The following is a 24,658-nucleotide window of genomic DNA, read 5'->3' as shown; positions in this document are numbered from 1 at the left end:
TTATTCACCTTTAGCAGAGTAGAGAGAGTTGCTGTTTTCAAAAGGAACTTCTTCAATGGGAAGGCCCAGAATTTCAGGGAGTCGGCCTTGTTCGAGGAAAATATTGAGTGCCGCGCGAATCCTTGAATAGCGGGCATTTACTTCGCGCACAGCTGCGCTTGTTTGCCCTTCACGGGCAGTGATGAGATCAAGCAGGGTGCGGATGCCGAGATCAAACTCGCTCAAATAGAGACTCATGAGGTTGATACTTGCGTCATAGGCATCACGGGCAAGCTCGAATTCCTTTTCAGATGATTTGTAGGCATTGAAGGCGTCGGAAAGGATGTTCTGGACTTCAAGCTCAGTGGCTTCCTTGGTGGCCTGCAATCTTTTAAGGACAGCTTCTTCCCTTTTTACGCCTTCATCAGTTGCATAGCCGTTGAAGAGGTTCCAGTTAACGGTGAGCTGGGCGTCAAGGGCATTTTCATAGCCATCGTATTTTTTGAATTCACTTTTGGCTTGCAGTCTGTACCCGAAAGAAGGGTAGTAGTTTGCTTCCACAGTGGAGACTGCTTTTTTCTGTGATTCAATCTCAGCATCATAGGCCCGGAGGTTGACGTTGTTGGCCTTGGCAACTTCGTAAGCCCCTTCAAGGGTGTCTGAAATGTTCATTTTAGCCATGGCAATGTCGGTTTCAACTTCATTGACCGGCTGCTTGATGATGTTTTCCAGAAGTAGTCTGGCTGTTTTGAGCTGCTGCTTCTGGACAGTGACCTGAGATTCAGTGGACCGCAGTGAAACTTCAACCTTGCGGGCATCTGCCTTTGAGGAAATACCGGCATTGTAGCGTTCCCAGAAAGTCTTCAGCAGTTTGTTATAGAATTCCAAACTGTTGTTGTAGACCAGCAGGGTTTCCTGCGCCTGCATCACGCTCAGGTAAGAATTGATGGCAAGAGCGGCGATATCTTCCTGTGTACGGGCCAGACGGTATTTTGCGCCTACAGCCTTCATCTTGGCACTGTCCACACTGTCATCCAGACCGCCGAAGTTAAACAATGTCTGGGTCATGGCAACGGAAGACTGGCCGTAGCTGGTGGTATCGGTATCAAGGTTGTGTGATGGTCCGGCCTGTGCAGTAAAGTCGATCCGGGGCATATATACCTGACGGGCCATGCCGTACTCGGCATCTTTTTCAAGTAAAGAGTACCGGGACGAAGCTACCAGCGGATGGTTGCCAACAGCCAGTTCACAGGCGTGTTGGAGGGTCAGGGTTGTTGCATTCGCAGCGTTGGGGCTGTTCTCCTGCAAGGAAGATCCTTTCTCGCCGGGGTCTTCAATTTTGATGACTCCCTGTTTGAAGGATTCAATGTCTTCAGCGTTTTTATACTCTTCGTTCTTATTTTCCAGACCTGAAAGGTTGACTGTTTCTACTGAGTCTTCCATTGTAGGCTGGGGAGGAGTGCCTTGTGTGGAATTTTCAGCAAAAGAAACATTGCTCTGGAAAGTAAGAAGCGCACAGAGAATGCAAGCTGTCCCAAATTTCTTAATCATCTTCCCTGACATATATTCACCCAAAATATTTAATAACAGGCTTAATTTTTTAGCTGTTTTTCATTAACTGTGTTCATGGTCTCAATGCTTTTTTCCAAAGCAGTGACCATCTGGCGCGATTCTTTGATCAGTCTTCCGGTCAGTTCGTTACCGAGACCGATTTCTTTGGTTGTTTCCATGGACTGATCCTGAACAGTATTGATTGCTTCAGCTGAGCGTTGCTGGAGCAAAGTCAGTTTCAGCAGGAACTTGTTTGTGTTTTCAAGGGATTCAAGCAGAGCTTCGTTGTTTTTTTCCAGCTGGGTGGAAATGGCGGCCATCTGGCTGCCCAGATCCTGATCCGGGGATACTGTCCCTGCTGTACCGGATTTGCTTGCGGCGTATTCGGTTTTTTCATTGAGCCAGTTCTCAAGGCGCTGTTTGAGCTGGTCATGCATGCGGCTTAAAAGAATGGACAAAACACCTACAACGGCACTGCCGGCAAGACCGAACAGGGAGGTTGAAAAAGCTGTTCCCATGCCGGCCATAGGGTTTTTCAGCTCAACAATGAGCTGAATCATGACCTGCATGATGGATGTATCGCTGGAGTCAGTCAGACCGCCAGCAAGGGTTGAAAGGATCTCGCCCATTGATTGCAGGGTCAGTGTCAGGCCGAGGAAAGTTCCCATGAGGCCAAGCAGAACAAGGAATCCGCTCAGAAAAGAGATCAAGGAAGAGCGAGAGGAAATATTTTGTTCAAGGCTTTCTATAATGGAACGGCTGTCACTGGACGATCTAACGATCAGGACGCCATTTTCCTTGATGGAGCAACCGATGGAAACAAGGACGTTTCCGAGCAACCCTTTGTTCAGGTCATCCAGTTCAAAAGTGCTTTCTTCCGGCCTTTCACACCATTCAGTAAAAGCGGCAAAAAGCTTCATGTCCCTGCGTACAGAAAAGATATAACGGAAGGCTGTAATCACACTTCCGGTAAACACGACTAGGATAATGGAGTTGATTATTTCTGATGTAGCAAAGAGTGTTTTCAGAAATGCAAAACTAACCACTACGCTTCCGATTACCGCGAGCAGTACAAAGATGGATAAAGTTAGATATATTCTATATTTATTGCTGTTGTAAGCCATTGTGGTTCAATTCCTTATACTTTTAGCTGAAAAATAATGCCGCTTTGGCACTTCAACGCTATAAAAGAAAAATAATTAAATGAAAAGTTCTAAAGAAAATTTATAAAACGTTTTTTTGAGAGCTGGCGGGCCTTAATGCCTTATATGGGGCTATGCATATGCTTGTAGAATTCCCCTAAAACCATTTCCTTTTCATCGTTGGAAGCGGTGGCGAGAAATTGTTTGAAGGCATCCTGCGGGCGTCCGGATATCCCCCCACAAGCTCGGCACTGGTGGAGTGAAAATGATATTTCCCGAAAGGTAAAATTGCAGCTGGTACTTTTTAGAGGTGCTGGGCAGGCGAGGTCTTCCCTGCATTCACAAACAGGGACAGCCGTTGCTGATGGTCTCAATTTGTACGTAAAGAATAGAAATATTGAGCATATTACGCCCAAAAAATTAATAAAGATATCTTTCACAGACTCCCTCCCCGGATCAGTGAAATTAAATTGGTAATATCATGAGTGTTGTTTTGCAAATAATTGTGTCACTCAAGGTATATATTTTTATATTATTTCTATAAAAATGTGAAGACCCTCCTTATTATAATTTAGCAATTGTAACAAGGGAATAATGCATTGCTGAATGTATGTGTTTAAGTTGTTCAAAAAATAAGGATTGCATGAGAGATCATGCAATCCTTTTGGGGCGTATTTATGGAAATTAAGAACAGATTGTTGCGATATGCTCACCAATTTTAACACTGGTTTCGAAACCGTTGCCTGTGTTCTTAAGAATATCAGCATCAATTTGTGCTTTTCCTTTTTCCAGAAGCATAATGACAGTTGATCCGCCGAATTTGAACCAGCCTTTTTCCTGACCCTTCTTAATTTCACTGTCCGGTGTGTAAGTCTGTTCGATGGAGCCGACCATAGTCGCTCCTACTTCGCACAGCAGAATGTCTCCTGCGGTCTGGTTTTTTAGGACGCTGTATTCCCTTTTGTTTTCCCAATATACGTTGAGCATGTGTTTGACCGCATAAGGCGAAACAGAGAAGTATTCACCATTAATAAGAGTTGATGCGGATATTTTACCCTCAGCCGGGAAGTGAAAACGGTGATAATCTACCGGGGCAAGGCGAATGATTAACAGGGTGCCGCCTTCGTATTGCTTACTGAGCATGCTGTTTTGCAGGAATTTTTCAAGGGAAAATTCTTGTCCTTTCACAAAGAAAGAATCGAGGCCGCGGATGTTCTTAAAGGCCAGTATTTTGCCGTCTGCAGGGGAGACTATGGCGTCAGGATTGCTATCGATGGGGCGGGCTTCAGGTTTGAGTTCACGAATGAAGAAGTCATTGAATGATTCATAATCCTCCATCGGACGGGTGGCTTCATTCATATCAATTCCTAATTCTTTCACGAATCCGGGGATTTTATTTTTAGAGTCCGCAGTGTCCATTTTGTTGCCATACCACTGGGAAATGAATTTTCTCTTAACCAGCCCATGCAAGGCTAATTTGCCTAGGGGGTTATGGTACAGCCATTTCAACCATCCTTCACCCGGAACGGTTTCTTTGCACAGTTCTCCTGAATCGCGATTAATGTATTCTATATAATCCATAGTTTGCCTCGTGTTTGTTCATCTAGCTTGAGGCGAGTGATAGCACTTGAAGGGGGGGGCGGCAATAAGGAAAAACGAAGGACTCATATGAGTCCTTCGTTCTAGTGATTTAGAATTTGCTGACGAGATTCAGGGACGGTGGAGTACGCTGTACTGTTCGCTGATATTGTACAGCAGGGCGGCCGAAGATCATTGTGTATCCGATTTGGTGATCCTCAGGCACTCCGAGCTTGCGGGCAAGTTCGGGAAAGAAATCATCTACGCACCACTTGAGCATGCCGTCCCAGAGGGTTCCTACTCCCATGGATTGGGCCAGCAGATCGAATGTTGTCAGGGCGATGATACAGTCTTCCTTAGGCAGGGGGACATTTTTGGATGCACTGGCAATGAGGATATGGGGTGCGCCGCGAAGAATTATATCTACATCATGTTTGGTGTACGCCCCGTAGGCCATTTGCAGGTACTGGAAGCGCATATCGTTTTCGTCAAAATCTGAATTGCTCAGCAGTTTGCCTACCTTGGTGTAAATTTCTTTGCGTAGCTCTTCAGTTGCTTCAGCTGTGGTTGTGGCGGTGAAGAAGACTCCCTGTGCATTTACTCCTGTTGGTGCGTGAAAGGAAGTCTCCAGCAGCTTTGCGATGGTCTTCTCTTCTAGAGCTTTCTTTTTGTATTTGCGAACGGAGCGGCGGCCTTTGATAAGGGTTTCCATAGAGTGCGCGGTTGGCAGTTCGTATTGCAGCTCAATGCTGTTGTCCGGATCTATGTCCATGATGGAGATTGCTGCCGTAGGGCAGATCGCCAGACAGTGCTGGCAACGCAAACATTTGCTCTCGTCCTGAATTACCGGGAAATCACCTTCCTGAATGGAAATGCACATGGGCGGACAGTCAGTGATACATTTGCCGCACCTGATGCAGCGGTCCTCGTTTATCTTGAAATTGAGCATACTGATTTTCCTTATGGTTCGTTGAATTAATGGAAGTCCGGGCGCAAGTTTTCCTCTATTTTGATAGAGAAATTTTCGATTAGCGTCCTCATATAAATATCAGAGATTTGCTTGCTGATCATTATCTAGTCTGCATAACCCCTAGGGTGAATATTTTTTTGCGCTTAAGTCCTTAAATTATCGTAATTCTCAGTTTTCTGATACTACGTAATCTTTTTTTGCCTACTTGTATATTCGATATGTACATCATACTTTCTACGTACAGCGGTTAAGCCGCTCACAATTGATATTAAGAAAGCAAGGCAGGTAGTTATGAAGATGCAGAAGACAATTTTAATCACCGGTTCAACTGACGGTATCGGTTTTGAAACCGCAAAGATTCTCCTGTCGCAGGGACATAAAGTTTTGGTGCATGGACGTAATCCAGCAAAACTGGAGAAGGTTGTTAATGAACTCTCATCGATTGCAGATAGCTCTCTCATAGAAAGCTATGTTGCGGATCTTTCAATCATGGCAGAGGTGGATAAACTGGCATCCGAAGTGGCTGCAAAGCACAATAGTTTGGATGTGTTGATCAATAATGCCGGAGTGTTTCGGGTGTCTACGACATCGACTCCGGATAATCTCGACTTACGTTTTGCGGTCAATACCATTGCTCCTTATCTGCTGACCAAGAAACTTCTGCCGCTGCTTGGAAATTCCGGCAGGGTGGTCAACCTTTCTTCCGCAGCTCAGGCTCCGTTGAATCCGCAGGATTTAAAGGGGGTGAGCGGACAGAGTGACGGTATGGCTTATGCCCAATCCAAACTGGCCCTGACCATGTGGACCGCAGCCATGGCGGAATCCCTTGGTTACGAAGGCCCGATGGTTGTGGCGGTTAACCCCGCATCCATGCTCGGCAGCAAGATGGTTAAGGAAGCCTATGGTGTTGATGGTGCGGACTTGCGTATTGGTGCGGATATCCTTTGCCGTGCAGCGCTTTCTGAAGAGTTTGCCGATGCTTCAGGTAAGTATTTTGACAATGATTCAGGAAGATTTAGCTCACCCCATCCCAATGCAATGAATGCGCAAAAGTGCGCGGAAGTGGTGAGTGTAATTGAGTCTGTATTGGATAGGTTTTCAAACTAGGTTGAGGTTAGGAATATGCGTTTCGAAGGAAAAGTCTATCGTCCGTGGATAGAGTGGGACAGTCTGCTGATCCAGACCACCCTTGGGTGTACCCACAATAAATGCACCTTCTGCAATATGTTCCGCGATAAGCGGTTCAGCATCAGGATTCTTGAAGACATCTTTCAGGATATTGAGGATTCAAGACGATTCTATCGTAATGTGAAATCAGTTTTTCTTGTGGATGGAAACGTGTTGGCTTTGAAGACCGAGCTGCTCTTAAAGATTATCAATAAGGTCAAGGAGACCTTTCCGGAGTGCGAAAAGATCGCCCTTTATGCCGGGTTGAATGATTTCAGGCGCAAGTCCGTTGAGGACCTTAAGGCACTGAAAGCAGCAGGTTTGACTAAGGCGTATACAGGGTTGGAATCCGGTGATCCGGTAATCCTTGAACGGGTCAAGAAGGGCCTTACCCCGCAACAGGCCATCGAAGGTATGGCCAAGGCCAAGGAAGCTGGGATTGAAGTTCTGGCATCCTTTATCTTCGGCATGGGTGGAAAGGAGCGTTCAAGGGAGCATATTGAAAAGACAGTTGAACTGCTTAATATCCTTAAGCCGGAAGAAATCGCCCCCATGGCTCTGACTGTGCAGCCGGGAACCGAATTGGAAGAGGAAATCAGGGCTGGTAAGTTCATTCAGGCCACGCCTCTTCAGATGTTGGAGGAAGAGAAGTATCTGTTGGAGAATATGGAGTTCCCGACCTTTTACTGGGGAGATCATGGCAACAACATAGTCTCCTCCAAAGGCATGTTTCCTGACATCAAAGAGGCCTCCCTCAGGAAGATAGAGAGTGCCATGATCGGTAATCCGGTTACGAAAATGGACGTGCTGCACAACTACGCATGGTAGTTGCTGGGAAAATTAATCTGAAGAATTAGAAAACTCCTGTTGCGCGAATGCAGCAGGCGTTTTGTTGTTTAAACTAACCCCGGATAGAAATGGTGTCTCTATCCGGTGATCTGAATTAAAGTCCGAAATGCTTCTTGCCCCAATCCTTCATCATCATGATCAGGGGGCGCAGGGTTTCACCGTATTCGGTTACGGAATATTCAACTCTCGGGGGAACCTGTGCATATACCTTGCGGTGCACAATTCCTTCTTTTTCCAGTTCCCGGAGCTGTTTGGTGAGCATGTGCTGGGTGATGTTCTGCATGGTTCGTTTCAGTTCACCGAAACGGTAGGGGCGGTCCAGCAGGTGATAGAGGATGGCACCTTTCCATTTTCCGCCGATTACTTCCAAAGTGGCCTCTACTGGGCAGCCTTTATTGCAGTCATATGTTTTGTGAGCCATTGATATTCCTTAATAGTCTATTTTTTGATACTACAAGAAAATAGTAGTTTACTTGTGTTTTATGTAAGTAGTTATATTTTGACTGATCTAGGAATGATGGTCAATGGATTATTGGTTGAAATTTTAGCAGGATTACATTTGTTCTGCTTGGCGCTAATTACTTTCAAGCTCCGGCAATTCCTTTTTTAAAATTAGCTCAATCTTTTGGATCTGCTCTTCATTTACCGCACGGGTTCGGCTGGCAAGGAAGAGGGTGTTGGTCAATGGTTGTTTACCGCTCCAGATAATGCGTAGATTGCCTTGTTTAATTGCTTCCCGGCAGAGGAAGTCGGGAAGGACTGCCAGCCCTGATCCGGAGGACAGGCCCCGCACGACAGAATGAATATTTGGCACGATGTAATTGGGCCGGAAATCCGGGTGGGTCTTAAAATTGAGTTTCCAGAACCGTTTCAGGTGCTCGTTGTCTCCGGTGATGCCGTACCATTTCTGGGATTTGAGCCAGCTGAGCAATTCATCCTTTTTCATTTTTTTTGCTGAATCAAACGGTCCGCTGTCCTGATCCTTACCGGCTGCAAGCACAATGTTTTCCTGTGAAACCGGAGTATATTTGATACCCTTGGTATTGCCCTTGTGGGGACTTACCACAATGTCGATGAGGCCCTTCGCGAGTTTGTCCAGCAATTCCCCATAATTTGCAAACTCAAGGATAAGGTCGAAGTCGAATTCGTGGACGTACTTTTCCAGAGTCTCCTGAAATGTTTCAAAGCACATGCCCACAGTTACAGTCGGTCTGTCTTTGCTGGTGGTTTGCTGGATGTTCTGCTCAATGTCTTCCAGCTTGAGGATGGGATCAATTATGCCGTTGTAAAGCAGCTTGCCGCGTTCGGTGGGGATGAGTTTGCGGGGGGCGCGTTCGAAAAGTTTATATCCTACATGTCCTTCAAGGGAGCTGAGATGAAGGCTGACCCCCGGCTGGGACACAAAGAGAGCTTCGGCTGCGGCAGTCATGCTGCCTTTTTCATAGATGGTCTTGAAGGTTCGGAGCCATTCGAGGTTAATCATATTTTATTGTCCTATAATAATTCTGATACATTCCACTATTTGTATTATTTCCAAAGTAGATAGCTTCTCCTTAATGTCAAGACATCAATCAGTGAGAACCCTGATCAGACAATGAATCAAATGTAGCAAGGAGAATTGCAATGAACGTTTTTGATAGAGCCCATATAAATTCCATGGAATTGAAAAACCGCTTCATCCGTTCCGCAGTCTGGATGAAGGCCGCCAAGGCAGACGGGCACATGACCCCCGAAATAATGCAGACCTATACCGATCTCGCTAAAGGCGGAGTAGGGCTGATCCTGACCGGATATTCCCATATTTCAAATGAAGAGCAGCCCAACCCGCGCATGACCGGAATATATGAGGATTCTTTCATTGATGGATACCGCGAAATGACCGACGCAGTACATGCCGAAGGCAGCAAGATCGCCATGCAGATCGTTTTCGGCGGTTCCCAGTCCCATCATCCTGATGCTGCAAAGATGAACATTCTCGCCCCCTCCGCAGTGGAGAACCGGGTTACTAAACTTATGCCCAATGAAGCGTCAAAAGAAGATATTGCACGGATCATAAAACTATTCGGTGATGCAGCCGAACGCGTCAAAAAATCCGGTTTTGACGGGGTGCAGATCCACGCGGCCCATGGCTATTTCCTGTCCATGTTCCTGACTCCCTATTACAACCGCCGCACCGATGAGTACAATGGCGGTATCCATGACCGCGCCCGGATTATCTATGAGGTTTATTCTGAAATACGTTCCCGCGTCGGTAATGAATTCCCGGTCATGATTAAGCTTAACTTCAGTGATTTTATGGATGAAGGGGAAGGGCTGATTCTTGAAGATGCTATGGAAGTTTTTATGCGTCTCGATGAAATGGGTATGGACATGTTTGAAGTCAGTGCCACCAACGAAAGTTCCGGCAAAGGGCTTATGCCTGCGCGCACTAAAATCAACTCCCGCGACAAACAATCATATTTCCGTGAGGCCACAGCTGCCATTGCAGCAGAGGTAAAAGCCCCGGTAACTCTCATGGGCGGTAACCGGTCTATTGAAATGATGAATGAAATCCTTGGATCAACTGATATTGAATTCGTTTCCATTGCCCGCCCGCTGCTTTCAGAGCCGGACTTGATTAACAAATGGCTGGCTGATGCAACTTACAAGCCCCGTTGCGTATCCTGTAATAAATGTTGGCTGAGCGAACCTAACAGCTGTGTTTTGGGGTAGAAGTAGATTTTAGCGGGTCTATCTGGTTAATGCCGATCCTTTTTGTCTAAGTGGAAAGCGGCTAAAAGCCATTGCAGAAAAGATCATCGAATATCTGCCGGAAGTGCGTTCCATCGGTATGTATGCTTCCATCAAGAACATCATCAACAAGAGCGATGAAGAGCTTGAAGAGTTGAGCCGCCTGCGCATCAGCGGGCATAATGTGAGGTTGGAATCCGGATTGGATGAAGTACTCAAAGGTTGCGAAAGTGCAGGGTCGGAAATTGAATTAGTTTCGGTTACCGGACTTGAGCTTAACCCTTGTATTGGTTGCTTCAGCTGTCAGGAAGGCAGGAAGTGTCCGGTTAACGATGACATTAAATCGGCTTATGAATTGGGAATCAAGGCTGTCAGGGTGACCGAAACCTTGAAAGGGTCCTTTGAACATTTCGCCATGCATAATCACTTTGCTTATGGCACGCATACCAAATGAGTATTCCAACTGAGTTGAACAGACTGATTTTATTGGTGAGATTGTAGGTACGTGGTGTGAAGAAAGGTCAATCCTTTTGTGTTGACCATGCCCGATAACAGATATTGGGGCATTGGTGAGCAACGTAGATATTGCGCTGGTTGCGGACCTAAAAATGTGTAAAGATACAACCCTCTCTCGATTATGGATGGCTTTTTTTATTTTAGCCTTTGAGTAGATAGGAGTTTTTATGACTGGAAAAGTAAGTAATATTATCATTATGGGTGTCCTCGCTTTCAGTGTTATACTGGGCGGATGTGCAAAAAAACTCTGGTAAGCAATACAGGGCCGAAGTTGGAACCGGTTGCGTTTTCTGATCACCATTGGACTGGGCTGGCTGTCACAAAGGAAGGGCAGTTGTTCGTGAACTACCCGCGCTGGTCTGAGAATGTCCCGGTTTCAGTTGCAGAAATCAAGGATGGAAAAGTAATCCCCTTTCCAAACGTTGAAATGAATAGCTGGAAACCCGGGCTTGATCCTGCGAGACATCTGATTTGCGTGCAGGCGGTTTATGTGGATGGCATGAATAGACTTTGGATCTTGGATCCTGCCAACCCTCAGTTTCAGGGTACTGTTCCCGGCGGTCCCAAACTGCTGCAGGTTGATCCGGCAACAGGTCATGTTGAGCGTATCTTCTTGTTCGATAAGAAGATTGCGCCGCGCAAGAGTTATCTCAACGATGTACGCATCGATGTTGAGCGAGACTATGCTTACATGACCGACTCCGAAGGCAGTGCACTGGTTGTGCTGAATCTCAAGACAGGCAAGGCCCGCCGTTTTCTAGATGAGCATCCTTCTACTGCTGCGGAAGATATAGTGCTGACCATCGGCGGCAAGCCTTGGATGTTCGGGGATAAGAAACCGCAAGTCCATTCCGATGGTATCGCTTACGATCCTAAAGGTGACAGGCTTTATTATCAGGCCCTGACTGGGAGGACCATGTACAGTATTCCCGCATCCTTGCTGCGTGATTTTTCACTTTCAGATTATGTGGTGGAAAAACATGTCCGCGTAGTGGGGAAAACAGGTGCAGCAGATGGCCTGTTCTTCGGGCCGGATGGTAAGATCTACATCTCCGCTCTGGAAAAGGATGCAATTTTACGCACCACTCCTGAGGGCAGGGTTGAAACCGTGATCAGCAATGAAAAGATCAGCTGGCCGGATTCCTTCAGCATGGGACCAGACGGGAAACTGTATTTTACCACATCCCGTATCCATGAAGGCGGAGAGCCGAAAGAAAAGTATGGTATTTATAGGATCAGGATTGATAAGTAACGGTAATTTAAAGGGGGCTGCGGCCTCCTTTTTTTGTGGGTAGTTTTAATGACGTTCAGTACATTATAAGTTTTTAATTCCATTGACATATGGCTTTATTTGGCTATATTGCCAAATAAACAAGTAGGGGCTCGTGGTGAAAGACGAGATCAGTGTCAAAGCTAACAAAAACTAAAAAAAATTTGGCAACAACTTGGCTGATTTGCCAAGTATCAATGTTTAATGTTGTCGAAAATATAGGCGCAGACAGTTCATGCTGTTTAAGTTTTTGGTGTTGGAAATTTTATAGGGATAGGTTTGGTTTTATCGCCAAACGATAATCTTAATTGTAATTAGCAAGGAGTAAACAATGAAAATTCAAGTTCTCGGCCCCGGTTGTCCCAAGTGTGCCAAGGCGGAAAAGATTGTACAGGAAGCTGTTGCTGAAAGCGGCATTCAAGCCGAAGTGGTCAAAGTCAGTGATTTTCAGGAAATTGCAATGATGGGTGTATTTTCCACTCCAGCGGTTGCAATTGATGGAGAAGTAAAGGTTGTGGGCAAGGTTCCCAGCAAGAATGACGTGCTCAAGTGGCTGAAGTAATCAGGCTTGAGGAGTATATATGTCTAATCGAATTATTGCCTTGGTGGGATGTCTGCTGGTTTTAGGGATGTGTCTCAGCGCTTGTACAGCTGATGCAGAGGAAGCCGGAAAGGCTCCTGTTGCAGCTTCTGAGCTTATTTCAGGTAAACCGCATAAACTGCCCATTTCTGGCATGGTAACCATGGTCGATATCGGCGCCCACGCTTGTATTCCCTGCAAGATGATGACCCCGGTCATTGCAGAGCTGTCCAAGGAATATGAGGGACGGGCCGCCATCGCTTTCATAGACGTCTGGGAATATCGCGAGGAAGGGGCCAAATACAATATTCGCTCCATCCCTACCCAGATATTCTATGATGCGCAGGGCAAGGAACAGTACAGGCATGTTGGATTTCTGGATAAGAAGAGCATAGTGGCGAAGCTGAAAGAACTGGGTGTGCGGTAAGCGTATGGATCAGTTTTTGATTGATATTAACAATTGGATTGTAAGCGGTACTGCATGGGCGGGACTCGGCTGTCTGCTTTGGGGCATGGTGAGTGTTTTGTTCTCACCATGTCACCTTGCTTCCATTCCGCTTATTGTCGGTTATGTGGGCGGGCAGAATGAACTGGTTGAGGGCCGTAAGGCCTCTGTTTATGCCGGCCTGTTTACCCTTGGTTTATTTATCACTATCGCTTTGATCGGTACTGTCTGCGCCATTTTGGGGCGTATGATGGGCGATGTAAGTCCGTGGTGGACAGTGCTGGTAGGCGGTGTCCTGCTCTGGGTGGCCTTGGATATGCTCGGTATTGTCCAATGTTCTATGTCCGGCAGCTTGATGGGTCGTTTAAAGCTGAAAGGGTATAGTGGGGCGTTTCTGCTTGGTTTGGCTTACGGCATTCTGTCCGGTTCATGCACTTTCGGATTTATTGCCCCTATTCTGGCGATTATCACCGTGCAAGGGGAGATTGCAGTCGGAGTGCTGCTGATCATCTTATTCGGTATCGGCCATTGTCTGCCTATCGCTGTGGCGGGAAGTTCTACTGCGCTGGTTCGGCGTATGCTGGAAAGTAGCAGTTGGCAGCAGGGCGGTAGCGTTTTCCGCAAACTGGCTGGGGGTATTATTGGTTTGATGGGGTTGTATTTTGTAATTCGTCCTGTTTTGTAAGCATCATTGCTACATCAGAGTTACCGACATGTTTGTTGACATATCCGGATAAGCGCATAAGATTTCCCTATGGAAAAATTAGCTGAATGTTTAAAAGCCCTCTCTGATCCGACGCGTTTACGGGTTATCCGTTTACTTGAGCATGGCGAATTATGCGTATGTGACCTGATGGAAGGGTTGGACCTTCCGCAGTCCAAGGTTTCCCGTCATATGTCCTTTTTGAAGAATTCCGGTTGGGTAATCGGAACAAGAAAAGGGAAATGGGTCTATTACAGTCTGGCCGAACCGGAAGATTCTATCCAGTTTCGTGTTTTGGAAGTACTGCGTGAAGAGCTTCAGAAGGTCCCGCAAGCCGAAGAGGATTTTCAGCGTCTTTGCAGCTACCTCGAAACTAAAGAAACTGAAAGTTGCTGATTAAAGTGGCCGCTTCTATTTGAAACGCTTTTTCCCCTCTCTCCGCTGTTTAATTCTTTTGCCGCTCTATGGGGACGGCAAAGTCTTTTCTGATCAGATATCTAACGCTTATATCTTAATCTATTGCTGTCGTTTAGATGAAAACAGTAATCAACCGTCATTGGTAACGGTTGATTCTTCTGTACTCATACTTTTGGATGATTTATTTTCTATGTGTTGACATATCCGCATATGCGGATATGTTGTGTTGACGCGAGGTGACGAAAGGTATCGGCATTCGTTCGCAATAGCGAATGTCTTTTTATGTCAACGTATTAAATAAAACGTTATTAATCGGAGTTAGTATGTCTGAATCAACAATCAAAAAATTATCCTTTCTGGATCGCTATCTGACCTTATGGATATTTCTGGCAATGTTTATCGGAGTCGGCAGCGGCTATTTTTACCCTGCCATGAAGGATGTCATCAATTCTTTTCAGGTGGGAACCACCAATATACCCATCGCTATCGGGCTTATCCTGATGATGTATCCGCCTCTGGCGAAAGTTAAATATGAAGAGCTGGGCAAGGTTTTTAAGAATTACAAAGTGCTCCTGCTTTCTTTAGCGCAGAACTGGCTTATCGGTCCTGTGCTTATGTTCGCGTTGGCGATCACCTTTCTTTCCGGATACCACGAGTACATGATGGGATTGATCATGATCGGTCTTGCCCGCTGTATTGCCATGGTTATCGTCTGGAACGATCTTGCCAAGGGGGACACTGAGTATTGCGCCGGACTGGTTGCTTTCAACTCAATCTTTCAGGTGATTTTTTTCTCCGTATACGCATACATATTCCTGACAGTCCTGCCCGGTTGGTTTGGACTTGAAGGTGCTGTTGTGGATATTTCTATCAGCCAGCTTGCTGAGAGTGTTTTCATTTATCTGGGAATTCCGTTTATTGCCGGAATGCTGACCCGCTTTATCGGTATCAGGGCAAAGGGTAGGGAGTGGTATGAAAATGAGTTCATTCCCCGCATCAGCCCGTTGACCCTTGTATTCCTGCTCTTCACTATTCTGGTCATGTTTTCTCTCAAGGGGGACAAAGTCATTGAGCTTCCCTTTGACGTGATCCGTATCGCTATTCCCTTGACTATTTACTTTCTGGTTATGTTTCTGGTTTCCTTTTACCTTTCCTACAAGGCGGATGCCACCTATGAGCAGGCAACTACTTTGAGTTTTACCGCTGCTTCCAACAATTTCGAGCTTGCCATTGCTGTTGCAATTGCGGTCTTCGGCATAAATTCCGGGGAAGCGTTTGCCGCTGTTATCGGTCCGTTGGTGGAAGTACCTGTGCTGATTGCTTTGGTTAATGTCGCCCTGCATTTCAAACGGAAATACTTTTCCGGCGCAGCACATGGTGATCAGCCCGCATATGAATAAAATTTGTTCCTGTCCCTTACTCAGGTTCAATGGAGACTAAGGTTACACATTGCGGATAGGATCTTTCTACACCGTGTTTCCATTTCCTATACCGTAAACACTCCCACCTTTAATCCGCAAACAAAGTTGTATCCAGAGATCTCATGAAAGACGCTGCTCGTATATTACGGGCAGCGTCTTATTTTTACCGAAAATTAACATGGTGTAGTTTTGTGTTTGTTACAAATAATATATTGTGTGCAAAATAGTATTTTAAGGAGAGGGAGAGTGGAAGTGTTCTGTTATTTGGAATTAATTTTAATTGCATTCAATCCATGAACGTATGTAAGCTTTAATAGGTCTTATGCTCATGTTTCAATTTTATTTTTAATGTTTTTCAGGGTTTATCAATAATGAAGTATGCAGATCTTAGTAAGGAAGAGTTGATTGAGAGAATCGAGATCCTTGAGGAAAAAATTAAGTCCTCTTCTTCGGTACAAATGATTTTGGACAATATTCCTTCTATTGTTGGTATTGTTAATAAAGATGGGATTATTGAACTGGTCAACAACTCATGGCGCAGCTTTATTTTTGAAAATTATCCGAAAATTAAAAATCATGGTGTCGGGTACGACCTGTATGATTTTTGTAAGTTGAGTTTTGCCAAGGAGCTTGTGAAGAATAAGAATGCCTTGGCTGAGTTGTATGATGTTCTTGATGGCCCTAATGATTCCTTTGAGTTTGAATGCCCGTTTTATGTGAAAGGCCAGAAACATTGGTTTCACATGCGAGCCGGACGTTATCTGTGCAAAGAAGGGCAAAAGATTGTTGTTACATTTGATGATATAAGTGAGGTCAAGAGTTCGCAGGTCACAATCAGTGAAGAGCGGGATCGTTTTGATGAGATCCTTTCTGCCTTGGATACCGGTCTGAGGATTATTGAGCCGGATATGACTATCGGCTGGGTAAATTCCAAGACCAGAGAGATGTTTCCTGCGTCTGAAATAATTGGGCAGAAGTGCCATAAAGTCTTTGGTGGGGACGAGGGCTTTTGTGAGGATTGCGCAACCAGACGTAGTTTTGATCACGGGTGTTCATCAACAACGGAGCACTTTCATCCCACGCAGAAAAAATGGTTTTCTGTTTATACCGTTCCCATTCGTGATGCGAATGGGAAAGTTATTCGAGTTCTTGAGAGTGTTACAGATATTTCCAAAGATAAGAAAACTGAATTGCATCTGAAGCAAAGTGAGTTCAGGTATCGCTCTTTGTTTAATAATAACTCGGTTATGATGTTTTTGGTTAATCCAGTGGACGGGAAATTGATTGATGTAAACAAGGCTGCTGAACGGTTTTACGGATGGTCCCGTACTGAAATGCAGAATATGTCGGTTTACGACATTAATATTATGCCTCGCGAAGAACTTGAAGTAGAAATTTTGCGGAATTTGAGGCTAGACAAAAACACATTTCATTTTCAGCATCAAGATGCTTACGGAGAAGTGCATGATGTGGAGATCCATAGTGGCCCAATAATGATTGATGGGCGAAAAATAATCCATTCAAGTATTCTAGATGTGACAGAGCGTAAAAAGACAGAGCTCGAACTTTTGCGGTTGCGCAGGTCGGTTGATAATAGTTTTGCTTCTGTTGTCATCACCGATAGAGGTGGAAATATAGTATATGTTAATCCCGCTTTTTCCAAAATCACTGGGTATACACTTGATGAGGCCATAGGGAAGAATACCAGAGTGTTAAAATCCGGGGTTCATCCATCTGAATTTTATGAAGAGATGTGGCGGGTGCTTGTTCGTGGCAAAACATGGAAAGGCGAAATCTGCAACCGTAAGAAAGATGGAACTCTATTTTGGGAGCAGGCTACGATTTCTCCTGTTACTGATAAAAACGGGCGTTTGACGAATTACGTTGCTGTTAAGGATGATATTACGGAACGTAAGGAGCTTGAAAGACTCAAAGAAGACGTTGAGCGGATAATGCATCATGACCTGAAAAATCCGTTGAACGGCATTATCGGTTTGCCTGATATTTTACTCATGGATGGTGAATTAAGTGACGAGTATAATGATATTCTTGGGATGATTAAGAGCTCTGGCTACCGCATGCTTCGTATGATTGATTCCTCGCTTAATCTTTTTAAAATGGAAAACAAAACATATGATTATCACCCGCAGGTTGTTGATCTGATAGATGTTTTGGAGACTCTTTTTAAGGATATGGAATCGAAGTATTCTTCTAAAGGCATTGATATTGTCATGGAAGGAAATCCTGCAAAGTCTTTAATGGTTTTGGCTGAGCATGATCTGCTTTATGTGATGCTCTCGAATATCGTTGTTAATGCGATAGAAGCTTCTCCTGAAGATAAACAGCTTGTAATTGAGATTCCTTCTAGCCCAGACAGAATTGTCAGGGTTGTTAATAAAGGAGCCGTTCCGCAGGAGGTGCGGCAGGATTTTTTTGAAAAGTACAAAACTCATGGCAAAAAAGGCGGCACAGGAATCGGGACTTATTCCAGTAAACTCATTGCCGATACAATGGGGTATAGCCTCACAATGTCTACCTCTGATGAAGAGGATGAGACAACTATAGAAATAGGTATAGCCTATCCTGATGCTGTAGGAGGGATAATTGGTAATTTCTAGGTGGTAGTGATGTCGAAGTTACAGGCCTTGTTTTGTGAAGGTGTTGCGGTGGCACATATAACCCTGTTACGACCTGAATTTTTTGCCTTATACAATGCAAGATCCGCTCTCTTCATGAATGTATCTATGTTTTCATTTTTGTTCAGCTCTGCAACGCCGGAACTTGTAGTGATTTGAATAATTTTATTTTCAAATTCTATTTCAATTTCAGCTATCATTTTACGGATTCGTTCAGCTGAAATTTTAGCTGATTCGATGTCGGCGTTTATTAATAAGATTGCAAATTCTTCTCCTCCAATACGAAAGAAACAGTCGCTGTTCCGCAGGGTGGTTTCGCAGCAGGCTGTGAAATTCTGTAAAACTTTATCTCCTGCGGAATGACCATAGGTGTCGTTTACTTTTTTAAAGAAGTCTATGTCCAGCATGATCAAGCTTAAGGGGTGTCCGTAGCGGACGCTTCGGTCTATTTCGCCGGCAATAGTTTCCATAAAATGCCGACGGTTGCCTGCTCCGGTCAAGGGGTCTGTTAAACTGAGTTTTTCAATGTTCTTGTATGCTTTTGTAAGTTCGTGGTTTTTTATGGCCAATTCCCGTTGCATGGATACCAATTCATTGTTCAGCTGAGAGTAATCGTTCAGTATTTTTTGAGTGTCGTGATTGAACTCGGTTTTGGTGGCGGATTTTCTTTGCGAATTCCGCAGCTGTCTTCCCAGTTCGTTGATAATTTTCATTAGGTCTTCGTATATAAACGTCAGGTAGCTCGGAACTTGTATGGCTGAGGCATAGACTGCGTCTTCTTGAAGCATTCCCATTAGGGAAAGTGAGTAAGAGGTGTTGTCGCGGGTAATATTGATTTGTGGGGCAAAGTCGAACCCTTTCGCCCCGACCTTGCGGATGAAAGCATGAAATTTTTTCATCTCAGTTTGTGGGATCAGGTCCTTGAAGCTGTCGCCCACTTGAATTCCGTCCATGAATCCTTCCGGATCATTAATAACTTCAATGAGCAAAGCTTCCCTTGAGCATTTGAATCTGAAATAATTATTAAGTTGTTGGTTTTTAAGCATCTGCAATTCAAATAAGTTTATCAGCTATCGTAATTGCTTCGCTGGCGTTTTTAGAGAAACCATCTGCTCCAACCGCTTTGCTGAGTTCCGGGTTGAGATTGAAAGCAAGACCACCGACCAAGACTTTTGGAGGTGTATAACTGTTTATGCTTTTTATCATTTTAATGACTTCTCTGGATTGAGGAACTCCAAAGTACATTGAAGCAGAGAGGCAGACTATGTCTGGTTGTTCTTTTTTTATGGTTTCAATTAAGCTATCGGATGGCATTACTGCTCCGAGGAAATATGTGTTCCAGCCTGCGAATTCAAAGAAATCACTGACCATACGCATACCCAATTCGTGGAGTTCACTCCCCAGACAGCAGCCAATCATTTTCTTGTCGTTTTTCTTGTCTGATTCAAGGCAAAGCGGAAATAGCATAGCCAAAAGCATTTGGGTTGCTGCAGTACAGTAGTGCTCCACAGCAATATTGATTTCATTTGTCTGCCATTTCTTTCCTATGGAATACATGGCCGGTTGAAGTACTTTTAGATAGATATCCTCAAGCGTAATGTCTGAATTGGCATTTGTAATAATCAAGTCAATGGCTTCGGATCTTTTCCCTTGTAGAAGAAGATTGACGTAATTGCTGGATAACTCGTTTAGATTCTCTGGTTGGTGCTTCTCCTCACATTCTTGCGGGGTGGCTGTAATATGTTCGAAATAGGATTCTTCAGCTAAGCTGAGTTCGTTAACTTGATCTAAGTACGACAACAGCCAGTCATAGATTTGCGCGATTTGTCTGAAGTCTTTTGCCGAAAGTTCATTTTTAAGTATTTTTCGAGATTCCGGTAGCATAACTTTCCAGTATTCATAGGGAAAACCGTGGTTCTCATATGTCCTCAGCATCCATTTGAATATCTCAAGAAATGAAAATGGATCAAAGATTTCCATAAAAGATTTCATATACTGAAAATGGCGTATGGCATTTGTTTCCAGCAGTACGGATGATTGTTGGTGGATATTGCTTACGGCATGTGTATTGTTGATTTTTGCGAGCAAAGCATGTGCTAGGTAGTCACATTTTCCGTTTAACGACTTCGCTGTTTTGCTGTTGACGGGATAAAGATCTTGTAATGATTCAACAAGTTGTGAATGTTTCAATTTTCACTCCATGTATACGAAAAAGTTCTTAAATTTTTAGGTAATTACTTAAGTATAGAACATAAATCATGCGAAGTGTCAATTGATGAGTATCTGGTGTGGGATTTAATTATACTCTTTGCAATATGAACCGAAATCTGTATTTTAATAAAAATAAGTTTTATCACTAACTGTGAGGGATTCACGTGGAAACATTACTTGATAAACACTGGCATCATATATCGGGCAAAGAGGTTTCCCAGCTTTTAGGTGCAAGGGATGGTAAAGGACTAGATCAGTTTGAAGCTGAGCAACGTCTTAAGCATTTCGGTGAGAATGTCATTTCCGGCAAAAAGGCCAAGACAGGACTTGAGCGTTTTTTGCTGCAGTTTCATCAGCCGCTTGTTTATATCCTTCTAGCAGCAGGCCTTGTTACTGCCTATCTGGGAGAGTGGGTGGATTCTGTTGTTATTCTGGCAGTTGTTCTGGTTAATGCGGTGGTGGGCTACATTCAGGAGGCAAAAGCGGTAAAGGCGCTGGATTCTCTCTCCGCGAGTATGAGCACAGAGGCGGTGGTTGTTCGGGCAGGAGATAACTTAAGGGTCTTGGCTTCAGAGGTTGTGCCCGGTGATGTTGTACTGTTGCGGTCTGGTGATAAGGTCCCGGCGGATCTGCGTGTTTATTCATCCAAGGAGTTACGGATAGACGAATCCACGCTTACCGGGGAGTCTGTTCCGGTTGATAAAAGTGAGGGAAGTCTTGCTCTGGAAACTGTTCTGGCAGAACGGAAGTGTATGGCCTATGCCGGCACACTTGTGAGTTTCGGGCAGGGCAAAGGCATTGTCGTTGCGACCGGAAATAAAACTGAAATAGGCAGGATTTCCAACCTGATTGATTCCGCCGATGAATTGGAAACCCCGCTGACTCGAAAAATTACCCGCTTCAGCCATATGTTGCTCATAGCAATCCTCGTACTTGCTACAGCTTCATTTGTGCTGGGTTTAGTTCGTAATGAACCCATTAATGATATTTTTATGGCAGCTGTTGCCCTTGCCGTTGGTGCTATCCCGGAAGGACTGCCTGCTGCGGTAACAATTATACTGGCTCTTGGCGTATCAAGGATGGCAGAGAGAAAGGCTATTATCCGCAAGCTCCCAGCTGTTGAGACGTTGGGAGGGACAACGGTTATCTGCTCTGACAAGACCGGAACCCTGACCGAGAATCAGATGACAGTTCAGGAAGTCTATAGCGGTGGAATTGAGTATCAACTTACGGGAACAGGTTATGGGGTTGAAGGTCAGCTCAGCGGAGGCGATGGAAAGCTCAGGAAAATAAAGCATTGCGGGAATGTATGCGTGCAGGGCTGCTTTGTAATGACGCAAAGATAAAACAAATTGAAGGTCGTCCCGGAGTCGAAGGTGATCCCACCGAGGGAGCTCTTATCGTGTCTGCGGTTAAGTTCGGCTTCAACGGTGAGAATGAGCATGGGACTTTTAAACGTATCGATGAACTGCCCTTTGAGTCGGAATGGCAGTATATGGCGACACTCCATGAATTAGATGGTTCACGGGTCGTCTATTTGAAAGGGGCGGTTGAGAAGATTTTGGATTGCTGCCGGGATTCCATGAATGCTTCCGGTGAAATAGAAGCACTGGATATGGAGCGTATAGTTGATTCGCAGCATAAAATGGCTTCCAATGGTCTGCGCGTTTTGGCTTTCGCTCATAAGGAGTTACCTGCGGACGGGGAGTTGATTAGGCATAATGCATGTATGGGGATGACCTTTGTAGGTTTGCAGGGAATGATTGATCCCCCCAGAGAAGAGGCCAAGGCTGCGATAGCTGCATGCCAGCATGCCGGAGTGAAGGTTAAGATGATTACCGGTGACCATGCCCTGACTGCTGAAGCAATTGGTTTTCGGCTTGGTTTGCGCGGCGGGGATTGTGTAATCGGGGATGATTGTCCTGTTATGACTGGCAGCGAAATAGGTGAACTGAGTGATAGGGAGCTTATAGATAAGGTTCGAGGCATTCCCGTATTTGCAAGGGTTTCCCCGGAACAGAAACTTCGTCTGGTCATGGCTTTGCAGAAAAATGGTGAAGTCTGCGCAATGACCGGAGACGGAGTGAATGATGCTCCGGCACTTAAGCAGGCAGATATCGGTGTCGCAATGGGTATAACAGGTACCGAAGTGGCTAAGGATGCCGCTGATATGGTGCTGACCGATGATAACTTCGCGACCATTGAGGCTGCTGTTGAAGAAGGACGCGGTGTTTTTGCAAATCTGGTTAAGTTTATTGCCTGGACACTGCCTACCAATGCCGGGGAAGGGCTGGTCATTCTTGCGGCTATACTTTTCGGTGTGACTTTACCGATTATCCCGGTCCAGATCTTGTGGATTAATATGACAACTGCAGCTTGTCTTGGGATGATGCTTGCTTTTGAACCCAAAGAAAGCGGTATTATGGAACGGCCTCCCCGTGATCCGACTAAACCCATTTTGGATAAGGTGATTTTGCGCAGGGTCGGTATCGTCAGTGGACTTTTACTTGTATGCGCTTTCGGGCTGTTTAAGTGGGAATTAATGAACGGGGCAAGTGTAGAGAAAGCACGGACAATGGCGGTAAATGTTTTTGTTGTGATTGAAGCTTTTTATCTGTTCAATGCACGTTCATTCACCCGCTCACCATTTGAGCTGGGTTTAACAACGAATAGCTGGGTTCTCTTCGGTTTCGCAACGATGATGGTCCTGCAGCTGTTTTTTACCTACGCACCGGTGATGAATAGACTTTTTGCCACAGCTCCCGTGAATCTACTGGATTGGGTAAAGGTCATAGTTTGCGGAATTGTGGTTTACTTCATAATTGAATTTGATAAGAAAAGATCATCTTCTGATTAAGATAAGAAGCCAGCCTTTTGCCTTGAGCAAAATTGAGTAGAGGTGTATTCCCAGCCCTCGAAACAACGAGGGCTTTTTTATGGACTTTTATCAAATCTCATCTCTAATGTGGGCGAAGCAAAAAACAAAAGAAAAAGGGTTACAAACTTTCGTTTGTAACCCTGTGATTTCTAAGTGGCGGGGCAGGAAGGAGACAAAGTAGCATTATAAATGTCTATTTTTAATTGTAATTTTGTTTGTAGTATTTATTCATACTCACAAACATACTCACAATTTTAAAAGTCACCCCGTTTTTTTCGATTATTCATGGTCCTGATTTGTTCCTGAATTTGAAACAATTTGCAAAACGGGATTTTCATTATGAGAATTTATTCTTGATTCAAGCTCGTCAAACGCCTCAGCCCCTTCTTCAACGGTTTTTCTGATAGATTCAAGTAAGAATGCTTCGCCGTATCTGTCTTTGTTTTTCGCGAGTTCAACCAGTGTTCTAAGAGCGCAAGCCGCACTCATGAGGTCGGCAACGTGGTCGGCATTAGTTTTATTCATTACTTGCTCCGTTATTTGTTTTATTGATGAAGGAATGTCCGACATGGTCTACCAGCTTCAAAACTGGTGCAGGATTGCTATTTGGTGTCGTTGGCGGTGCTGGTTGTGCCGATTGTTCTAAAATCATATTTGCGGCAATGTATCGCCATTTATAGCCATCAATGACACTGAGCAAAACTCCGGCGTTTGGGAGCATTGCAAGTGCTGCTGAACGTTCTTCAATGGTGTTTATGTCGCTAAATTTGTTTGTGGCCTTCTTACGCAAAGACATGCACAGTTCAAATGCTTCTTTTTGGAGAGATTCAAGTTTATTGAAGATAGCTATTTCTTCAGAGTCAAGGTTGTATGAATCGCTCATGCCTTTTCCCCTTTGATTGGGGCTGTCAGTTCATCAATAGAACATGCCCCGTCGTGGATCGTTTCAATAACCCTTTCAAGTATGTATATTTCTCCGCCGTGCCCTTCCATTTCTTCAAATTTATTTACTAGGACAGCCAAAGCATCAGCGGCGGAATAAAGTCGGGAGGCGTTTTTCCCATGGTCGATTTTAGGCATCGCGTTTTTCCTCCAATTGCTCGATAAAAGTATTGTTGCTCTTTTCCTGTTGGTCTGTGAGGTAGGAAAGCATGCTTGCAAAAGGGGAATGCTCTTGTCCGCACTCTGTTACCTCGGCAAGATGAATGAAAGGATCAAGGGTACGCCTGAGGTGTTGTCTCAAGTCTTCTTCGGAAACGGTAAGCATAATTTTACTGCTCATGCGTCACCGCCTGAATTTTTGAAGGGATGCCAGCTATATTACTAGCAAGGGCTGTGGCTTCATTGGTAAGCAAATCAACGATATGTGCCAATCCATTAAGGTTTTCGTGTTCCAATGGTTTGACCAACGCTTTTAAAGCAGAGGCAATACAGCATGCTTTGCATGATTCATTATTGCACAGTTGCGAGAGGATTTTTTTAGAGGCCGGATCGTCTACAGAATTAGGCATGATTGCTCCTATTGTTAAAGATTTTGAAGTCTTTAGTAGCCGGGAGCTTCAAAAACGCCAATAGGTGCGCCCTGTAAACCTTCCCCTTGCGGGTTTTGTATAGC

At 44.8% G+C, this 24,658-nt stretch carries 26 protein-coding genes; 13 read left to right on the top strand and 13 right to left on the bottom strand.

Features of this window, described 5'->3' with window-relative positions; translation table 11 throughout:
- The 4 genes from ACO05Z_RS11270 to ACO05Z_RS11255 form a co-directional block, all read right to left on the bottom strand.
- Entirely contained in the window at positions 1-1,530 is a 1,530-nt protein-coding gene (locus ACO05Z_RS11270; RefSeq protein WP_421902277.1) for a TolC family protein, read from the bottom strand.
- Positions 1,531-1,571: 41 nt separating this feature from the next.
- On the bottom strand, positions 1,572-2,654 hold the full coding sequence (locus ACO05Z_RS11265) for a hypothetical protein (RefSeq protein WP_421902276.1): 1,083 nt from the start codon (positions 2,652-2,654) through the stop codon (positions 1,572-1,574).
- 702 nt (positions 2,655-3,356) lie between these two features.
- Positions 3,357-4,253 (bottom strand): phosphatidylserine decarboxylase, encoded by an 897-nt coding sequence (locus tag ACO05Z_RS11260; RefSeq protein ID WP_421902275.1) that lies wholly within the window; start codon positions 4,251-4,253, stop codon positions 3,357-3,359.
- A 109-nt stretch (positions 4,254-4,362) separates the two neighbouring features.
- Positions 4,363-5,199: a nitroreductase family protein gene (locus tag ACO05Z_RS11255; protein ID WP_421902274.1), complete on the bottom strand. Its 837-nt coding sequence runs from the start codon at positions 5,197-5,199 to the stop codon at positions 4,363-4,365.
- Positions 5,200-5,511: 312 nt separating this feature from the next.
- Between ACO05Z_RS11255 and ACO05Z_RS11250 the strand changes: the two genes are divergently transcribed.
- Positions 5,512-6,327 carry an SDR family NAD(P)-dependent oxidoreductase gene (locus ACO05Z_RS11250; protein ID WP_421902273.1) on the top strand — a complete coding sequence of 272 codons (816 nt, stop codon included), beginning with the start codon at positions 5,512-5,514 and terminating at the stop codon, positions 6,325-6,327.
- A 15-nt stretch (positions 6,328-6,342) separates the two neighbouring features.
- Positions 6,343-7,215 (top strand): radical SAM protein, encoded by an 873-nt coding sequence (locus ACO05Z_RS11245; protein ID WP_421902272.1) that lies wholly within the window; start codon positions 6,343-6,345, stop codon positions 7,213-7,215.
- 115 nt (positions 7,216-7,330) lie between these two features.
- Here the strand turns inward: ACO05Z_RS11245 and ACO05Z_RS11240 are convergent, their stop codons facing one another.
- On the bottom strand, positions 7,331-7,657 hold the full coding sequence (locus ACO05Z_RS11240) for a winged helix-turn-helix transcriptional regulator (protein WP_421902271.1): 327 nt from the start codon (positions 7,655-7,657) through the stop codon (positions 7,331-7,333).
- Positions 7,658-7,810: 153 nt separating this feature from the next.
- On the bottom strand, positions 7,811-8,719 hold the full coding sequence (locus ACO05Z_RS11235; RefSeq protein WP_421902270.1) for a LysR family transcriptional regulator: 909 nt from the start codon (positions 8,717-8,719) through the stop codon (positions 7,811-7,813).
- A gap of 140 nt (positions 8,720-8,859) precedes the next feature.
- Between ACO05Z_RS11235 and ACO05Z_RS11230 the strand changes: the two genes are divergently transcribed.
- From ACO05Z_RS11230 to ACO05Z_RS11190, 9 genes are all read left to right on the top strand, one after another.
- A complete protein-coding gene (locus tag ACO05Z_RS11230; RefSeq protein ID WP_421902269.1) occupies positions 8,860-9,948 on the top strand; it encodes an NADH:flavin oxidoreductase in 1,089 nt (362 codons plus the stop codon).
- Between the two features lie 118 nt (positions 9,949-10,066).
- Positions 10,067-10,420, top strand: a complete 354-nt coding sequence (locus ACO05Z_RS11225; RefSeq protein WP_421902268.1) for a hypothetical protein — start codon at positions 10,067-10,069, stop codon at positions 10,418-10,420.
- A 402-nt stretch (positions 10,421-10,822) separates the two neighbouring features.
- Positions 10,823-11,734 carry an L-dopachrome tautomerase-related protein gene (locus ACO05Z_RS11220; protein ID WP_421904183.1) on the top strand — a complete coding sequence of 304 codons (912 nt, stop codon included), beginning with the start codon at positions 10,823-10,825 and terminating at the stop codon, positions 11,732-11,734.
- A gap of 349 nt (positions 11,735-12,083) precedes the next feature.
- Positions 12,084-12,314: a thioredoxin family protein gene (locus tag ACO05Z_RS11215; protein ID WP_421902267.1), complete on the top strand. Its 231-nt coding sequence runs from the start codon at positions 12,084-12,086 to the stop codon at positions 12,312-12,314.
- Positions 12,315-12,333: 19 nt separating this feature from the next.
- Positions 12,334-12,759 (top strand): thioredoxin family protein, encoded by a 426-nt coding sequence (locus ACO05Z_RS11210; protein WP_421902266.1) that lies wholly within the window; start codon positions 12,334-12,336, stop codon positions 12,757-12,759.
- 4 nt (positions 12,760-12,763) lie between these two features.
- A complete protein-coding gene (locus ACO05Z_RS11205) occupies positions 12,764-13,462 on the top strand; it encodes a cytochrome c biogenesis CcdA family protein (protein ID WP_421902265.1) in 699 nt (232 codons plus the stop codon).
- A gap of 69 nt (positions 13,463-13,531) precedes the next feature.
- Entirely contained in the window at positions 13,532-13,876 is a 345-nt protein-coding gene (locus ACO05Z_RS11200; RefSeq protein ID WP_421902264.1) for an ArsR/SmtB family transcription factor, read from the top strand.
- A gap of 344 nt (positions 13,877-14,220) precedes the next feature.
- Positions 14,221-15,297, top strand: coding sequence for an ACR3 family arsenite efflux transporter (arsB, locus tag ACO05Z_RS11195; protein WP_421902263.1), 1,077 nt, complete (start codon positions 14,221-14,223; stop codon positions 15,295-15,297).
- 392 nt (positions 15,298-15,689) lie between these two features.
- A complete protein-coding gene (locus tag ACO05Z_RS11190) occupies positions 15,690-17,936 on the top strand; it encodes a PAS domain S-box protein (protein ID WP_421902262.1) in 2,247 nt (748 codons plus the stop codon).
- Here the strand turns inward: ACO05Z_RS11190 and ACO05Z_RS11185 are convergent.
- Both ACO05Z_RS11185 and ACO05Z_RS11180 read right to left on the bottom strand, forming a co-directional pair.
- Positions 17,933-18,907: a GGDEF domain-containing protein gene (locus ACO05Z_RS11185; RefSeq protein ID WP_421902261.1), complete on the bottom strand. Its 975-nt coding sequence runs from the start codon at positions 18,905-18,907 to the stop codon at positions 17,933-17,935. The two genes, ACO05Z_RS11190 and ACO05Z_RS11185, sit on opposite strands and share 4 nt — an antisense overlap.
- Before the next feature lie 100 nt (positions 18,908-19,007).
- Positions 19,008-20,144: a cobalamin B12-binding domain-containing protein gene (locus tag ACO05Z_RS11180; protein ID WP_421902260.1), complete on the bottom strand. Its 1,137-nt coding sequence runs from the start codon at positions 20,142-20,144 to the stop codon at positions 19,008-19,010.
- Positions 20,145-20,329: 185 nt separating this feature from the next.
- On the opposite strand from ACO05Z_RS11180, the gene ACO05Z_RS11175 reads away from it, so the two are divergent.
- Together ACO05Z_RS11175 and ACO05Z_RS11170 are read left to right on the top strand one after the other, a co-directional pair.
- Complete coding sequence (locus tag ACO05Z_RS11175) at positions 20,330-21,511, top strand: HAD-IC family P-type ATPase (RefSeq protein WP_421902259.1); 1,182 nt, start codon at positions 20,330-20,332, stop codon at positions 21,509-21,511.
- Positions 21,463-23,022 carry an HAD-IC family P-type ATPase gene (locus ACO05Z_RS11170; RefSeq protein ID WP_421902258.1) on the top strand — a complete coding sequence of 520 codons (1,560 nt, stop codon included), beginning with the start codon at positions 21,463-21,465 and terminating at the stop codon, positions 23,020-23,022. The genes ACO05Z_RS11175 and ACO05Z_RS11170 overlap by 49 nt, the downstream gene beginning before the upstream one ends.
- 300 nt (positions 23,023-23,322) lie before the next feature.
- On the opposite strand, the gene ACO05Z_RS11165 is transcribed toward ACO05Z_RS11170, so the two are convergent.
- Genes ACO05Z_RS11165 through ACO05Z_RS11145 form a run of 5 tightly spaced genes read right to left on the bottom strand, consistent with a single transcriptional unit; the run spans position 23,323 to position 24,554 of the window.
- Positions 23,323-23,568 (bottom strand): hypothetical protein, encoded by a 246-nt coding sequence (locus tag ACO05Z_RS11165; RefSeq protein WP_421902257.1) that lies wholly within the window; start codon positions 23,566-23,568, stop codon positions 23,323-23,325.
- Positions 23,561-23,926, bottom strand: coding sequence for a hypothetical protein (locus ACO05Z_RS11160; RefSeq protein WP_421902256.1), 366 nt, complete (start codon positions 23,924-23,926; stop codon positions 23,561-23,563). The genes ACO05Z_RS11165 and ACO05Z_RS11160 overlap by 8 nt, the downstream gene beginning before the upstream one ends.
- On the bottom strand, positions 23,923-24,123 hold the full coding sequence (locus tag ACO05Z_RS11155) for a hypothetical protein (RefSeq protein WP_421902255.1): 201 nt from the start codon (positions 24,121-24,123) through the stop codon (positions 23,923-23,925). The genes ACO05Z_RS11160 and ACO05Z_RS11155 overlap by 4 nt, the downstream gene beginning before the upstream one ends.
- Positions 24,116-24,325 carry a hypothetical protein gene (locus ACO05Z_RS11150; protein WP_421902254.1) on the bottom strand — a complete coding sequence of 70 codons (210 nt, stop codon included), beginning with the start codon at positions 24,323-24,325 and terminating at the stop codon, positions 24,116-24,118. The genes ACO05Z_RS11155 and ACO05Z_RS11150 overlap by 8 nt, the downstream gene beginning before the upstream one ends.
- Positions 24,315-24,554 carry a hypothetical protein gene (locus ACO05Z_RS11145; RefSeq protein ID WP_421902253.1) on the bottom strand — a complete coding sequence of 80 codons (240 nt, stop codon included), beginning with the start codon at positions 24,552-24,554 and terminating at the stop codon, positions 24,315-24,317. Before ACO05Z_RS11145 ends, ACO05Z_RS11150 begins: the two co-directional genes overlap by 11 nt.
- Positions 24,555-24,658: the final 104 nt, after the last annotated feature.

The sequence above is a fragment of the Maridesulfovibrio sp. genome, assembly GCF_965230075.1.
Classification (GTDB): Bacteria; Desulfobacterota; Desulfovibrionia; order Desulfovibrionales; family Desulfovibrionaceae; genus Maridesulfovibrio.
The sequence above is the reverse complement of the archived record's forward strand: the minus strand, read 5'-3'. Positions and strand labels throughout refer to the sequence as shown.